The 13,991-nt window shown below is 46.0% G+C and carries 11 protein-coding genes and 1 tRNA gene; 8 read left to right on the top strand and 4 right to left on the bottom strand.

Features of this window, described 5'->3' with window-relative positions; translation table 11 throughout:
* The first annotated feature begins 39 nt into the window (after positions 1-39).
* The 4 genes from HMPREF9007_RS21000 (at position 40) to HMPREF9007_RS21015 (ending at position 5,322) form a co-directional block, all read left to right on the top strand.
* On the top strand, positions 40-687 hold the full coding sequence (locus HMPREF9007_RS21000; protein ID WP_008760133.1) for an ATP-binding protein: 648 nt from the start codon (positions 40-42) through the stop codon (positions 685-687).
* Between the two features lie 34 nt (positions 688-721).
* A complete protein-coding gene (locus tag HMPREF9007_RS21005) occupies positions 722-2,110 on the top strand; it encodes an alanine/glycine:cation symporter family protein (protein ID WP_008760132.1) in 1,389 nt (462 codons plus the stop codon).
* An 88-nt stretch (positions 2,111-2,198) separates the two neighbouring features.
* On the top strand, positions 2,199-2,831 hold the full coding sequence (locus tag HMPREF9007_RS21010; protein WP_008760131.1) for a hypothetical protein: 633 nt from the start codon (positions 2,199-2,201) through the stop codon (positions 2,829-2,831).
* Positions 2,832-3,165: 334 nt separating this feature from the next.
* Positions 3,166-5,322 carry a KamA family protein gene (locus tag HMPREF9007_RS21015; RefSeq protein ID WP_008760130.1) on the top strand — a complete coding sequence of 719 codons (2,157 nt, stop codon included), beginning with the start codon at positions 3,166-3,168 and terminating at the stop codon, positions 5,320-5,322.
* Positions 5,323-5,412: 90 nt separating this feature from the next.
* On the opposite strand, the gene HMPREF9007_RS21020 is transcribed toward HMPREF9007_RS21015, so the two are convergent.
* The 4 genes from HMPREF9007_RS21020 to HMPREF9007_RS21035 form a co-directional block, all read right to left on the bottom strand.
* Positions 5,413-6,723, bottom strand: coding sequence for a nucleobase:cation symporter-2 family protein (locus HMPREF9007_RS21020; protein ID WP_008760129.1), 1,311 nt, complete (start codon positions 6,721-6,723; stop codon positions 5,413-5,415).
* Between the two features lie 58 nt (positions 6,724-6,781).
* Complete coding sequence (locus HMPREF9007_RS21025) at positions 6,782-7,489, bottom strand: DUF5020 family protein (protein ID WP_008760128.1); 708 nt, start codon at positions 7,487-7,489, stop codon at positions 6,782-6,784.
* 72 nt (positions 7,490-7,561) lie between these two features.
* Positions 7,562-9,157 (bottom strand): SusD/RagB family nutrient-binding outer membrane lipoprotein, encoded by a 1,596-nt coding sequence (locus HMPREF9007_RS21030; RefSeq protein WP_008760127.1) that lies wholly within the window; start codon positions 9,155-9,157, stop codon positions 7,562-7,564.
* 17 nt (positions 9,158-9,174) lie between these two features.
* Positions 9,175-12,282, bottom strand: a complete 3,108-nt coding sequence (locus tag HMPREF9007_RS21035) for a TonB-dependent receptor (RefSeq protein WP_032850112.1) — start codon at positions 12,280-12,282, stop codon at positions 9,175-9,177.
* 124 nt (positions 12,283-12,406) lie between these two features.
* Here HMPREF9007_RS21035 and HMPREF9007_RS21040 point away from each other — a divergent pair, with 124 nt between their 5' ends.
* From HMPREF9007_RS21040 to HMPREF9007_RS21055, 4 genes are all read left to right on the top strand, one after another.
* Positions 12,407-12,991, top strand: coding sequence for a uracil-DNA glycosylase family protein (locus HMPREF9007_RS21040; RefSeq protein ID WP_008760125.1), 585 nt, complete (start codon positions 12,407-12,409; stop codon positions 12,989-12,991).
* Between the two features lie 54 nt (positions 12,992-13,045).
* Positions 13,046-13,399, top strand: a complete 354-nt coding sequence (locus HMPREF9007_RS21045) for an arsenate reductase family protein (RefSeq protein ID WP_008760124.1) — start codon at positions 13,046-13,048, stop codon at positions 13,397-13,399.
* Positions 13,400-13,464: 65 nt separating this feature from the next.
* Positions 13,465-13,537 (top strand) — tRNA-Trp (locus HMPREF9007_RS21050).
* A 126-nt stretch (positions 13,538-13,663) separates the two neighbouring features.
* Positions 13,664-13,991 (top strand): IS1182 family transposase (locus HMPREF9007_RS21055; RefSeq protein WP_008760123.1); only part of this gene is annotated, 328 nt, incomplete at its 3' end.

The following is a 13,991-nucleotide window of genomic DNA, read 5'->3' as shown; positions in this document are numbered from 1 at the left end:
AAAAAGGGCTTTTCACCATTTTTCCCTACCTTTGTAGCCATGAAAACGCTTACTGATACGGATTACATACATACTTTGATAGCTGAAGGAGAGCATCAGCAACAGGACTTCAAATTCGAAATTTCCGACGCACGCAAGATTGCCAAAACGCTGTCGGCTTTTGCCAATACCGACGGAGGACGGCTATTGATCGGCGTGAAAGACAATGGACGAATAGCCGGCGTACGATCTGAAGAGGAAAAATATATGATTGAAGCAGCCGCACAACTTTATTGCATCCCGGAGATAGATTATACTTTACAAACATATATCGTGGAAGGCAAACAGGTATTAGTAGCCACCATCGAAGAGAATCCGCACAAGCCTGTCTATGCGAAAGACGAAAACGGAAAGCCTCTCGCCTATCTCCGCATCAAGGATGAGAATATACTGGCTACCCCTATCCACCTGCGTGTATGGCAACAAAGTGGCAGCCCGCGGGGAGAACTGATCCGCTATACGGAACGCGAACAACTCCTGCTCGACCTGCTGGAACAGGGAACGCTACTTTCACTCAACCGGTATTGTCGGCAGACCGGTATTTCCCGACGTGCCGCCGAACATCTGCTTGCCAAATTTGTTCGGTATGATATAGTAGAGCCCGTATTCGAAAATCATAAATTTTATTTCCGAATGAAAAACGAGTGATATACTACGATTTATTCTTTTCAAAAACCTAACTATGAACTTTATCAATGAAATAAATGATATACTCTGGACATACATCCTGATTATCATGTTACTGGGCTGTGCCGTCTGGTTCAGCATCCGAACGCGGTTCGTACAGTTCCGTATGCTTCGCGAAATGATTGTATTACTCAGCGAGTCCGCCGGAAAAGGAAAACAGGGCGAGAAACATGTTTCATCTTTTCAGGCATTCGCTATTACGATTGCCAGCCGTGTGGGTACGGGCAACTTGGCAGGGGTGGCCACCGCCATCGCCATCGGCGGACCGGGAGCTGTTTTCTGGATGTGGGTGATCGCCCTGCTGGGAGCTTCGAGCGCTTTTATCGAATCTACCCTGGCACAGTTATATAAGATACGCGGGAAGGACTCTTTTGTCGGAGGCCCGGCTTATTATATGAAGAAGGGATTGAAACAGCCGTGGATGGGGATGCTTTTCGCTGTGCTCATCAGCATTACTTTCGGTTTTGCTTTCAATTCAGTACAAAGCAATACGATTTGTGCTGCTGCCGAACATGCGTTCGGATTCAATCATATGGTGTTGGGAGGAGTGCTTACCGCTCTGACTCTTGTCATCATCTTCGGTGGTATCCGCCGGATAGCGCGTGTAAGCAGCATTATCGTCCCGGTTATGGCATTAGGATATGTAGGGCTGGCACTGGTCATCGTATTACTTAATATCACGCATCTGCCGGAAGTGATATCTCTCATCATTAGCCATGCCTTCGGCTGGGAACAGGCATTGGGCGGAGGTGTCGGCATGGCGCTGATGCAGGGTATCAAGCGTGGATTATTCAGCAATGAGGCCGGTATGGGTTCGGCTCCGAATGCAGCAGCGACGGCCAACGTCACTCATCCTGTCAAACAGGGGTTGATACAGACGCTGGCAGTATTTACCGATACTTTATTAATTTGCACCTGTACGGCATTTATCATTCTTTTCAGCGGTGCTCCTTTGGACGGTTCCTCCAATGGGGTGCAACTAACCCAACAGGCACTCACGAATGAGATCGGTGCTTCCGGAAGCATCTTTGTTGCCGTAGCGTTGTTCTTCTTCGCATTCAGCAGTATCTTGGGAAATTATTATTACGGCGAAGCGAATATCCGTTTCATCACCGCAAAGAAATGGGTGCTCCACACCTACCGGATATTGGTCAGCGGCATGGTACTTTTCGGGTCTGTCGCCACGCTCGATTTGGTATGGAGTCTGGCGGACATCACTATGGCTCTGATGGCTGTCTGCAACCTGATCGCCATTATCTTTCTCGGAAAGTATGCCATCCGCCTGCTCTCGGACTATCGTGCCCAGAAGAAAGCGGGCATCCAAAGTCCTGTTTTCAGGAAAGAGACCATGCCGGACATCGAAAAGGACTTGGAATGTTGGTGAAAACCAACACTTTTTCGTACCTTTGCGGCTCATTAAAATCTCCACACACGATTTGTAAATTGTAAATTATAAAATAGTAAATATAACGATGGGCTTATTTGGTTTATTCAAAAAGAAATCCGATGAAACAAAAGTCGGCAATGTAGAAGATTTCATATCACTGACCCGGGTTTATTTCCAGTCAGTCATCGCTACTAACTTAGGTATTACCAACATCCGCTTTTTACCGGATGTGGCTAACTTCAAACGTTTGTTCAAGATTCCTACGCAGGGAGGTAAGCTGGGATTGGCAGAAAAGTCGGCTTCACGCAAAATGCTAATGCAGGACTACGGACTGAATGAAAGTTTCTTTAAGGAGATCGACAGCTCCGTGAAGCGTAATTGCCGTACTCAGAATGATATCCAGTCTTATCTGTTTATGTATCAGGGATTCTCCAACGACTTGATGATGCTGATGGGAAATCTGATGCAATGGAAGTTCCGTATGCCGTCTATATTCAAGAAGGCGCTTTACGGGATGACGCAGAAGACGGTACACGATGTTTGTACGAAGACGGTGTGGAAGGCTGATGATGTGCACAAGACTGCGGCGACTGTCCGCCAGTACAAGGAACGTCTGGGGTATTCGGAACAGTGGATGACGGACTATGTATATAATATAGTACTCCTCGCCAAAAAGGAACCGAAAAGAAAGAACGACGACACGGAAACGAAAAAATAAGGTCGCGTAAATGTTAGAAAATCGTAAAGAATAGCATAGCAGGAAAAGCGGGAGTGGCATACTTCCGCTTTTTTTATTATCTTTATGTACTTTTTCTTTTGCCTTGATGCAAAAGAAAAAGTACCAAAAAGAAAAAATCAAGGCTGCGCCTGCCCGGCTACTCCGGTCTCATTTCCGGCTAAAGGGCAGAAACTCGCTTCGCTCAAACAGTCTGCCCTTTTTAACGCCGTAAATAAGACCTGCGCTTGACGCCGGGCAGTCGAGGCCGGGGGAACCTTGCGGAGGGATAGGTCGTTACTAATCAATAAATAATATAATAATATAGAGGATGCTTATGAAACAAAAGAAAATGCTTGTACTTACTTTTTCGCAGTTGAAACAAATCTACACGCAGGAGATGCCGGAGTTGGTGGAGATGGCGGCGGTGAGTCCGACAGTGGAGGACTTTAAGGCTGGTCTGCTAAAACATCTGGATAGTTGCGGGATGGTTAATGAGGTTGCGGAAGAGGCAAGGGAGCAAATTCGACTCTTACTCCAGTATGATGGACAGGATGTTCATGAACTGTCTACGGGACAGGATATTTCGGTACAGACGATACGGTTGCTTTATCAGTTTCTGACAGAGAAGTTGGAGAATATAGAGATGCCGACGGATTTGTTTCTAGAATTGTTCCAGTTGTTCAAACGTTTGCAAGGGGAAAGTGTTCCTTTGACGTCTCCGCAGCGCATCAAGAGCCGGAATGACCGGTGGGATACCGGATTGGATGAGGAAGTGCGGGAGATGCGTGATGAGAATAAGGAACGGATGCTGCATCTGCTGATTCAGAAGATTGAGAACCGGAAGTCGAAGCCTTCGGTGCGGTTTCATTTTGAGGAAGGGATGAGTTATGAGGAGAAGTATCAGTTGGTAAGCAAATGGTGGGGAGATTTCCGCTTTCATTTGTCGATGGCTGTGAAAAGTCCGGCTGAGTTGAATCGCTTTTTAGGAAATTCACTTTCGTCGGAGACGATGTATTTGCTGAATCGGGCACGTAAAAAGGGAATGCCGTTCTTTGCTACGCCTTATTATTTGTCGTTGCTGAATGTGACGGGGTATGGGTATAATGATGAAGCGATTCGGAGTTATATACTTTATTCGCCACGATTAGTGGAGACGTATGGCAATATTCGTGCATGGGAGAAGGAAGATATTGTGGAGGCAGGAAAGCCGAATGCTGCCGGATGGCTCTTGCCGGACGGACATAATATTCACCGACGGTATCCGGAGGTGGCTATCCTTATTCCTGATACGATGGGACGGGCTTGTGGAGGCCTTTGTGCATCTTGCCAGCGTATGTATGACTTTCAGAGTGAACGGCTGAATTTTGAGTTTGAGACGTTACGACCGAAGGAGTCGTGGGACAGTAAGTTGCGACGTTTGATGACTTATTTTGAACAGGATACGCAGTTACGCGATATTCTGATTACGGGAGGCGATGCGCTGATGAGTCAGAATAAGACGTTGAAGAATATATTAGAAGCGGTGTATCGTATGGCGGTACGCAAGCAAAGAGCAAATCTTGAACGTCCGGAAGGTGAGAAATATGCAGAATTGCAACGGGTGAGACTGGGTTCTCGTTTATTGGCTTATTTGCCGATGCGTATTAATGACGAGTTGGTTGACATATTGCGGGAGTTTAAGGAAAAGGCTTCAGCTGTTGGCGTCAAGCAGTTTATCATTCAGACCCATTTTCAGACACCGCTGGAGGTGACGCCCGAAGCAAAAGAGGCGATTCGGAAAATTCTTTCTGCCGGATGGATTATTACGAACCAGTTGGTATATACGGTGGCTGCCTCACGCAGAGGACATACTACGCGGCTTCGCCAGGTACTCAATTCACTGGGAGTGGTATGTTATTATACGTTCTCGGTGAAGGGATTTAATGAGAATTATGCGGTGTTTGCACCCAACAGTCGCTCAATGCAGGAACAGCAGGAAGAAAAGATTTACGGACAGATGACTCCGGAACAGGCGGAAGAACTGTATAAAATACTGGAAACCAAAGTCAGTGCAGGTATAAATGAAGAAAAACCGAAAGAAGATGCTGACACCGCCAAACAAATAAGACGGTTCATGAGAAAGCATCATCTGCCTTTCCTTGCTACCGACCGCAGTATACTGAATCTGCCTGCTATCGGCAAGAGTATGACTTTCCAATTGGTAGGATTGACTGAGGAAGGCAAACGAATTCTTCGCTTCGAACATGACGGTACCCGTCACCATAGCCCTATTATCAATCAGATGGGACAAATCTATATCGTAGAGAATAAATCACTGGCAGCTTATCTACGCCAACTCAGCAAGATGGGGGAAGACCCGGAAGACTACGCTTCTATCTGGAGCTATACAAAAGGGGAAACCGAACCTCGTTTCAGCCTCTACGAGTATCCAGATTTCCCCTTTCGGATTACAGATAAAATGAGTAATTTAGAAATAAGTAATAGGTATTAGGTAATAGGTAATAACCGTAGCTACTGGTTAGTTTATCCGCATGGCTTAATACTTAATACCTATTACTTATTACCTATTACTTAATACTTATTACTTCACTCTAATTACCATATTAGCAACAATTGCAGTTAAACCTCCGGTGGTGATTCCTGAAGAGAAAATACTTCGAATCGCCTCTGGAGCTTGTTTTAATACGTCCGGCATTAGTTCCACACCCAAACCTAAAGATAGGCTGACTGCTAAGACTAGGGTTTCTTTGCGGCCTATTTCCTGTGAGGAAACGATGCGGATACCTGCTGCCGCTACTGTACCGAACATTAATAAGGTGGCGCCTCCCAGTACCGGATCGGGCATCAGAGAGAATATAGCTCCTACAATGGGGAATAATCCCAGCAGAACGAGCATAGCGGCAATATAATAGCCTACATAGCGGCTGGCAACTCCTGTTAATTGGATGATACCGTTATTCTGTGCGAAGATGGAGTTCGGGAAGGAGTTGAATATACCTGCTAAAAGAGAGTTGAAGCCATCTGCCATCACACCGCCGGAAACACGTTTCAGATAAGAATCACCTTCAATCGGCAGTCCAGAAATCATGGAGTTGGCTGTCACATCGCCTGTGGCTTCAATGGCGGTGATCAGATAGACCAGACCAATGGCGATAAATGAAGATATATTAAAATCAATACCGTATTTGAAAGGTTGCGGGATGTTGAAACTCATCAGCATCTCGACATTTAGTGCGCTCATATTTACTTTTCCCAAGGCGAAAGCCAGTCCATAACCTAGGCACAGGCCGATCACGATGGAACTCATGCGCAGGTATTTGTTTTTACAGCGATTGAAAAACAAGACGCTCAACAGTACGAGTGCCGCAATAGACAGATTTTCCCACGAACCGAAGGAGCCATCGTCCATCGCGCTATATCCGCCGCCACAGGAAACGATACCGACTTTGATCAGACTCAATCCGATTAGTAGTACGACAATGCCGGACACTAGCGGAGTGATGATATTGCGAAGATACTTGAAGGTACGGCTGACGACCATTTCAATAGGTGCGGCAGCTATACAGGAGCCGAATATCAACGGAAGTCCGCCTACTAATCCGGTCGCTATGATAGGACCGATAAAGGAGAAACTGGTACCTTGGATACAGAGCAGCTTCGCTCCTATCGGGCCGATACGACGGCATTGTATAAACGTAGATACCCCCGAAGCAAAAAGGGACATAGACACCAGAAAGCTTGTTTTTTCAACATCCAGCTTCAGTGCGCTCGCAATGATAAGAGGAGGTGTAATGATGGCTACAAAGATAGCCAGCAGATGTTGCAAGGCAGCAAACAGGGCATCTTTAAATGGGGGGCGGTCTTCTACGCCATAGATCAAATCTGTTTTCATTCGATATTTTTATTCAATAATTGATGTATATCCGTTGGGGAATTTCGTACTTCGAAGTTTAGTTCAGCGTCCACTTCAAAGCCAGTGTCGGAATTACATAGAAGCCGTCACGACCACCGAAGTTATTGCTCAGTTCCACTTCGGAACCGACACTCAGGTTAAAGTTTTTATTCACTCCCTTGATGCGGTTCAGGTTTACCCAGAATTGTGGTTCGGAGAGGAAAATGGTTTTTCCATACTTGGTTTCTTCACGCCACCAGTCGGCAAAACCGGAGAAGGTGAGCAAATCCTTGCAAAAGTTCATGTACCATGTTCCTGTCAACTGGAAGTTATTCGGGGATGGGTGCTTTTGTATATATTTGTACATGGCTGTCAATGTGAAGCCTCTGGAGAAAGAAGCGTTATTATAGGTATAGGTGGCTCCCGCCAGGTAAGCGTTGTTGTAGGAAAATCCTTTCGCCAGTCCGCCATTGTATTCGAGATGGGCGGAGAAAGGACCTTTCCAGAATTTCAGTTCACGGGCTATCTCCCAGTAAGCGGAAGCGACTCCTTCGGACGTATAGTCCATATCGATAAAGAAGTAGGTACTTCCCCAGTTGTCGGGATGAAACTTCTCGACAGTGGAGGTCAACAGCGGGCGTCCTTTCAAGTCTTTATCATACAGGGAACGTCCGAAATCATAATGTAACTGAATGTTTTGTGCCTGCAATTCCGGTACGGCAGAAAACAGCATACATAGGAAAAGAGCAGAAATGATCTTTTTCATGACAAATGTGTTTAAATGAAGGTGCAAAAATAGTTAAACCTATACATATATTCACATTCCGACACTAAAATTTTAATCCAGACTATTATTTCCTGTATCCCACCACAATCGGGTACCTCCATGATCGGGCCCGCCCAGAGCCTCCACAAGAGCCAGGTATTGCTCTCTGTCTTCGGTTTGCAGCGTACCGGGAAAGTTGAGACGACGTACCATTGTCTCTGTGTCAATACATCCGTTCTTGCTATGGTTGAAGCGTACCGGAAACAGGCGGGGATATCCCGTGCGGCGCTGTTCCGCCCATGCCTCGCAACCTTCCGGGAATAAGGCAATCCATTTCTGCGTAATGATCTTTTCCAGCTTTATTTCCTTGTCGTCTGCGGGATTCCATTTAGGAGAAACCCGGCAACGGGCAGGAATGTTATTTTCGGAGTCTTGTGTGTCGATGAAATCGGCAGCCGTCCGCTCACTGTTCAGATAATCGTCCATCTGATAAATGCCGTGTTGATGAAGAGACGCCTTTATTCCGTTCAGATAACATTCTTCTTCATCTTCCGGAATCCATCCGCGCAAAGCAGCTTCGGCACGGAGAAACCAGACTTCGGCGGAGCTCATCAAAGGGGCATCCGTACTCTGATCGACGGACAATTTGGATAAGCCTGCATAATGATTATGCGCAAAGCAGGTTCCCTGACGGATGCCGCGGTACTCTCCTGCATACGCTTTGTCGGTACAGGTTTCAAAGTAAACTTTCAGTCGGGGATCATCGTAGCCTGTCAGAATAGATTCCATTGTAGCGCTCATATAAGTTTCATTCCATACCCGGTTGAGCTCTCCCAACGGGTTCGTGAATCCGGATTTCGTAGAGACTGCTACCCGTTCAGCTTCCGCTTCAAAGACACCAAATTCATTTTCCAGTCCCTTCCGGAACTCGGCGCGCGCCTTATCCGGATCAACCGCAGAAATACGCATTGCCAGACGCATACGCAACGAATTGGCAAACTTGATCCAGGAGGAATATTGACCATCCAGCAAGATATCAAAGCGGGTGAATCCATTGGAGTCGGGCTTCTTGTCTATATAATCGGCAAGAGAGACAACAGCCGAATCGAGTTCATTAAAGAACTCATAGTAGACTTCTTTCTGCGTATCAGGGCGATATTGATTCTGGGCATTCGCGAAATTCTTATAAATAACAGGGCCGTAATAATCTGTCACACGGTGCATGACTTCCACTTTCAGCACTTTGGTAATGCCGAACAAGGCAGGTTCCGTATCACGGGTGGCATTCTCCGACTGGTAGATTTGTGGAAAGATATACGAATACATATGTGTCCACATGGCGCTGTTCCAGCCATCCTGCATATTATAATCCGAGTTATGCGTACCTCCGTTCAAGGGTTTGCCGTCGTGCATATAACCGGAGAACATATCCGCGTTCAGATTCTGTATCAACTGGAAAGGCCAGTTCTTGCCTTTACCGAAATCATAGTTAAAGTAAATGCCTTGCTGGATAATCCCCAGACGAATACCGAAGCCATTGTCGTCAATCAGCAAATCATCGTCCGTAATTCCCGACTGGTCGGTATTAAATTCACGGAATTTTCCTGTACAGCCAACAGAAAGCAGCAGAATCCCCAGCAAGTATATATAAATATGTTTTTTCTTCATCATCTTCCCTCCTGCTCTTAAAATTCACATGTCAAAGTAAAGCCCAGACTGCGGGTGGTAGGCATACCGAACACTTCAATTCCCTGATTGTCATTGCCCGTAGAAAGTACCAGATCGGGATCGAAAGGCGCTTTCTTGTACAGGAAACAAAGGTTGCGGGCTACAAAAGAAAGTTGCAGGTCTTTCAGACAATTCGTTTTCTGTACCCATTTTCGGGGGAAGCTATAACTCAGCGATACTTCCCGCAGACGGAGGTTGGTAGCGTCATACATATAGTATTCCGTCACACCGGCGCGTCCGCCCACTACATTTTTATAGAATCCTTTGACATCGCTTATCTGCTGACCTTCCAGCGAAACATATCCTTTATCACGGGCTTGTGCCGTCGCTTTCGATACTCCATAGAGGTCCATCTCCGCTTGGGTCTGTGAAAGGATTTCACCTCCATAGCGCCAGTCAAGCAGGAAGTAAAGGCTGAAACCTTTGTAGGAGAAGGAATGATTCCACCCCAACATAAAGACCGGATTGGCATTGCCCACCTTTACGGTATTTCCGTCGCCTTCGACCAACGGAAGTCCTTTATAGTCTCCGTCCGTTCCATAAACGATGTGCCCTTCTTCATCACGTATAAAGGCTTTACCGTAAATGTCGCCGATAGAGCCGCCTTTCACCAGTTTCATCGCATAACTGGACGAGAAGCTGGTAGGTCCGTAAACAAATTCTTTCAGTTCTTCATGGAGTTCTACAATCTTATTCTTATTGGCAGAGAAGTTGAGAGAGGTTTTCCACGTAAAGTCGGGGGTCAGTACCGGAGTGGCATCCAGCGTTATCTCCCATCCCTGATTCCGGATATCTCCGGCATTGACGTATCGATAGGCATACTTATCGCCCGCAAGCGCAGGCAGTTTGAAAAACTGCTCATACGTGTCGGTACGGTAATAGGTCAGATTCAATCCGAGGCGGTGCTGCAAAAACTTCCACTCCATACCCAATTCGACGGAATGCGTCATTTCCGGTTTCATCTCGGCGAAAGGGGCCGCATCGCTTGCCAGTATCTCTCCACCGGCAGTCACATACGAAACAGGATAGGTGATAAAAGGAGGCACACCGTTGCCTACGATACTATAAGCACCGCGCAACTTCGAGAACGAAACCCATTCGGGCATCTTTACCCACTTATCCGGAAGGAAAGAGACACCGGCGGAAGGATAAAAGAATCCTTTCTTCTCGTACTTCGTGTAAGCCAGCGTAGACGACCAGTCGTTACGTGCGGTCAGGTCAAGGAAGACTCCTTCTTTATAGCCTATCTGTGCCGTCGCAAAGACCGATTGCAGTTGGTAATGGGCATCTATTTTCTGATCGATACTGGCAGAACTGCTCATCACGATATTGGCAAGATTAAACACATTGGCATATTTCAACGAAGCATTCTTGGAATCAATGCGAGTGGAGTTAGTGATTCTGTCATTGATACTGCCGCCAATGGCTACGTCCAATGTGAAGTCATTCAGTTGCTTCTTGACCATCGCCATCACGTCTCCGTACATCTGCGTTTCCTGATAATCCATTTCAATATAGCGCCCGTTCATCCCACAGAGTGCCGTAGCGGTGGAGGCATAAAATTTCTGACGCAGTTTATCGGCAGAGTGATCCAGATTGCCACGCGCCTGAAGTGTCAGCCAATCAGTGACTTTCAAATTGGCAGAAAGGGAAAGGAGCAGGCGGATACGTGCATCCTTACTCTGTATGCGGTTTTGTATCCAATACGGATTCTGTTCAAAGTCTTCGGTAAAAGTATGCCAGTTTTGTGTATTCAGCTTTCTGTCCTCGTCATAACGTTCATAGTTCTCTTTATAATAAGACAAGTCCTCGCCACGAGGAAAGCGGTATAGACCTACCAGCGGATTCATATAAAAGCCTCCCGATACGGGTTTATTCTTCACCGTCTGCTTCATGACATTCACGTTACCGTCCAGTTTCAGCCTGCTGTTGAAGAGGACGGCGGTCTCTCTCAGATTGATATTGTGTTTGGAGAGTTTATTTTCATTCAGAATGCCGCGACCGGTGGTGTTGGCATAGGAGAAATATGTTTGCAGCTTGTCATTTCCGGAGTTGACGGATACAGAAGTGATCGACGTCAGTCCGGTACGGAAAAAGTCACCCAAATTATCGTAAACCGTCAGATTTTCTTTTTCTCCCCAACTGTCTGTTACATCACTTACTCCGTAGCTGTTCTGCATTTCGGGCAGAGAGAAAGCCTTTTCAAAAGTCAGTCCGGTAGAGAAATGAATATCCCTCCGTCCTACGGTATTTCCTTTCTTTGTAGTAATAAGAATGACTCCGTTGGCCGCCTGGCTACCATACAAGGCTGCGGCAGGAGCTCCTTTCAGGATGCTGATACTTTCCACATCCTCCGGATTCAGATTCGAGATTCCGTCTCCCCCATCCCGGTTGCCGGCATTTGCCGTACCGCCGATAGCCGAATAAGCCTGTTCCGAAGTAGAATTTAGCATGGGGACACCATCTATCACGTACAGAGGCTGATTATCACCGGCCACCGATCGTACCCCACGGATACTGACTTTCGCCGATCCGCCCATGCCGGAAGAGTTCTTGCTGACCTGCACACCGGCTGCCTTTCCTGCCAAAGCCGTGATCATATTCACTTCTTTCACACGATTCAGTTCTTCTCCCCTCACCTTTTGCACGGCATAAGCCAAAGAGGATTCTTTCTTTTCAAGCCCCAAAGCAGTTACAATCACGTGGTCAAGCAGCAGAATATTTTCTTTCAGACATATTTCAAGCATTGACCTACCCTTTACACTGACTTCCTGAGACTCGTAACCTACGAAAGAAATTTGCAGAACAGCACTATCCGGAACGGATAAAAAGAAATTCCCCTCCACATCTGTCACTGTTCCATTCGCTCCGCCTTTCTCTCTGATTGTCGCTCCGATAAGTGGTTCACCATAGGTATCGATGACCCGCCCCCTTACCGTAAAACTGGCAGAGGAAACTTTCACACATTCTTTCGACCCCGGCCGTGAAGCATAACAATCTTCTTCAAAGAAAGATAACAAGCTTATAAAACAGCAACTTATAATTATTCTTGTTTTCAACAGCATTTCAATAAGTTGTTTTTCACCATCTCCGTGCAAAAATAGCCAAATATTTTTAAATTTGTTTTTTTCCACAACTATTTTGAGGGAAAAGAATAGATTCGTTATTTTTGTAGGAAATTACATCAATATGGAGATTGAAATCGAAAAACATCCTTTAGAACCTTTTCTCCCGCCAAAAGCAAAGCTGCTGATGCTGGGAAGTTTTCCGCCACAAAGAAAACGGTGGTCGATGGATTTTTATTATCCGAACCTGAACAATGATATGTGGCGCATTGTCGGACTCTTGTTTTTCGGAGATAAAGATCACTTTCTGAACGATACGCGGAAAGCATTCTGCCGGGAACAGATTATTGACTTCCTGAATGAAAAAGGAATCGCCCTGTTCGATACAGCCTCATCTATCCGGCGTCTGCAGGATAACGCTTCGGACAAATTTCTGGAAGTGGTGCAGCCGACGGACATTGCTGCATTACTCCGCCAACTGCCCGAATGCAGAGCGATCGTCACCACCGGACAGAAGGCAACGGATACGCTCCGTGCACAACTGGAAGTGGAAGAACCGAAAGTAGGAGACTATGCCGAATTTGTGTTTGAAGGACGGGCGATGAGACTCTACCGGATGCCTTCTTCCTCACGGGCGTACCCGCTTGCATTAGATAAAAAAGCCGCCGCCTATCGGATTATGTATCAGGATTTGCAGATGGTAATTTAAGTAATAGGTATTAAGTAATAAGTATTAGGTATTAATCGATAAATAGTATATAGTATGACACCTTTATTTTTGCAATATCCGGCGTGCAGTACATGCCAGAAAGCTAAGAAATGGCTAATCGAAAATAACATTGAGTACACTAATCGGCTCATTGTGGAAGATAACCCTACGGTGGAAGAGTTGAAAGCATGGATTCCACGAAGTGGATTGCCAATAAAGAAATTCTTCAACACAAGCGGTTTGGTATATAAGGAGCTGAAACTGAGCGAGAAGCTGCCTTCCATGACTGAGGAAGAACAAATCGCATTGCTGGCAACAAACGGTAAGCTGGTGAAACGCCCGTTAGTAGTGACAGACAGCTTCGTTCTGGTAGGTTTTAAGCCCGATGAATGGGAAAAATTAAAATAATTGGAAATTTATTTACCCTAATATTTGCTGGTTCGGAAGTTTATACTACCTTTGCAGCCGCAAACACGGGAGTAGCTCAGTTGGTAGAGCACCGGTCTCCAAAACCGGGTGTCGGGAGTTCGAGCCTCTCCTCCCGTGCAAGGTCAAGAGGTTGTGTCAAAACGCTGGCACAACCTTTTTTTATGCACAAAGCCCAGACTTTCACAAGCCCGGGCTTTGTTATTACCCAAAGTTTTTGTATCTTTAGGCATAAAGTTTTTCGTTATGGCAAAGTTACATTTTCGTCCTTACATTCCCAACCAAACAGTTCTTTTTCCCGGAAGAATTGATGAAAACATAGCAGCGAACGATCCGGTTCGCATAGTTAATACTGTTGTTGATAATCTCAATCTTGACAATTTCAAGAAGCTTTATAAAGCAACCGGTCGTTGTCCTTATCATCCTAAAATGATGCTTAAGGTGATTATCTACGCCTACATGAACAATATCTATTCGTGCCGCAAAATAGAGAAGCTTCTCCTACGTGATATTCATTATATCTGGCTTTCCGGTAATGAACATCCGGATTTTATTACCATCAACCGTTTTCGAA

This window comes from Bacteroides sp. 1_1_14, assembly GCF_000162515.1.
GTDB classification, from domain to species: Bacteria; Bacteroidota; Bacteroidia; order Bacteroidales; family Bacteroidaceae; genus Bacteroides; species Bacteroides thetaiotaomicron.
This window is presented reverse-complemented; position numbering and strand designations above follow the sequence as displayed.

What these genes read in the sequence shown, in the direction of transcription:
- HMPREF9007_RS21025 (WP_008760128.1), bottom strand. Translation starts at nt 7,489, where the DNA reads ATGAAAAAGATCATTTCTGCTCTTTTCCTATGTATGCTGTTTTCTGCC.
- HMPREF9007_RS21000 (WP_008760133.1), top strand. Translation starts at nt 40, where the DNA reads ATGAAAACGCTTACTGATACGGATTACATACATACTTTGATAGCTGAA.
- HMPREF9007_RS21010 (WP_008760131.1), top strand. Translation starts at nt 2,199, where the DNA reads ATGGGCTTATTTGGTTTATTCAAAAAGAAATCCGATGAAACAAAAGTC.
- HMPREF9007_RS21045 (WP_008760124.1), top strand. Translation starts at nt 13,046, where the DNA reads ATGACACCTTTATTTTTGCAATATCCGGCGTGCAGTACATGCCAGAAA.
- HMPREF9007_RS21035 (WP_032850112.1), bottom strand. Translation starts at nt 12,282, where the DNA reads ATGCTGTTGAAAACAAGAATAATTATAAGTTGCTGTTTTATAAGCTTG.
- HMPREF9007_RS21040 (WP_008760125.1), top strand. Translation starts at nt 12,407, where the DNA reads ATGGAGATTGAAATCGAAAAACATCCTTTAGAACCTTTTCTCCCGCCA.
- HMPREF9007_RS21015 (WP_008760130.1), top strand. Translation starts at nt 3,166, where the DNA reads ATGAAACAAAAGAAAATGCTTGTACTTACTTTTTCGCAGTTGAAACAA.
- HMPREF9007_RS21020 (WP_008760129.1), bottom strand. Translation starts at nt 6,723, where the DNA reads ATGAAAACAGATTTGATCTATGGCGTAGAAGACCGCCCCCCATTTAAA.
- HMPREF9007_RS21005 (WP_008760132.1), top strand. Translation starts at nt 722, where the DNA reads ATGAACTTTATCAATGAAATAAATGATATACTCTGGACATACATCCTG.
- HMPREF9007_RS21030 (WP_008760127.1), bottom strand. Translation starts at nt 9,157, where the DNA reads ATGAAGAAAAAACATATTTATATATACTTGCTGGGGATTCTGCTGCTT.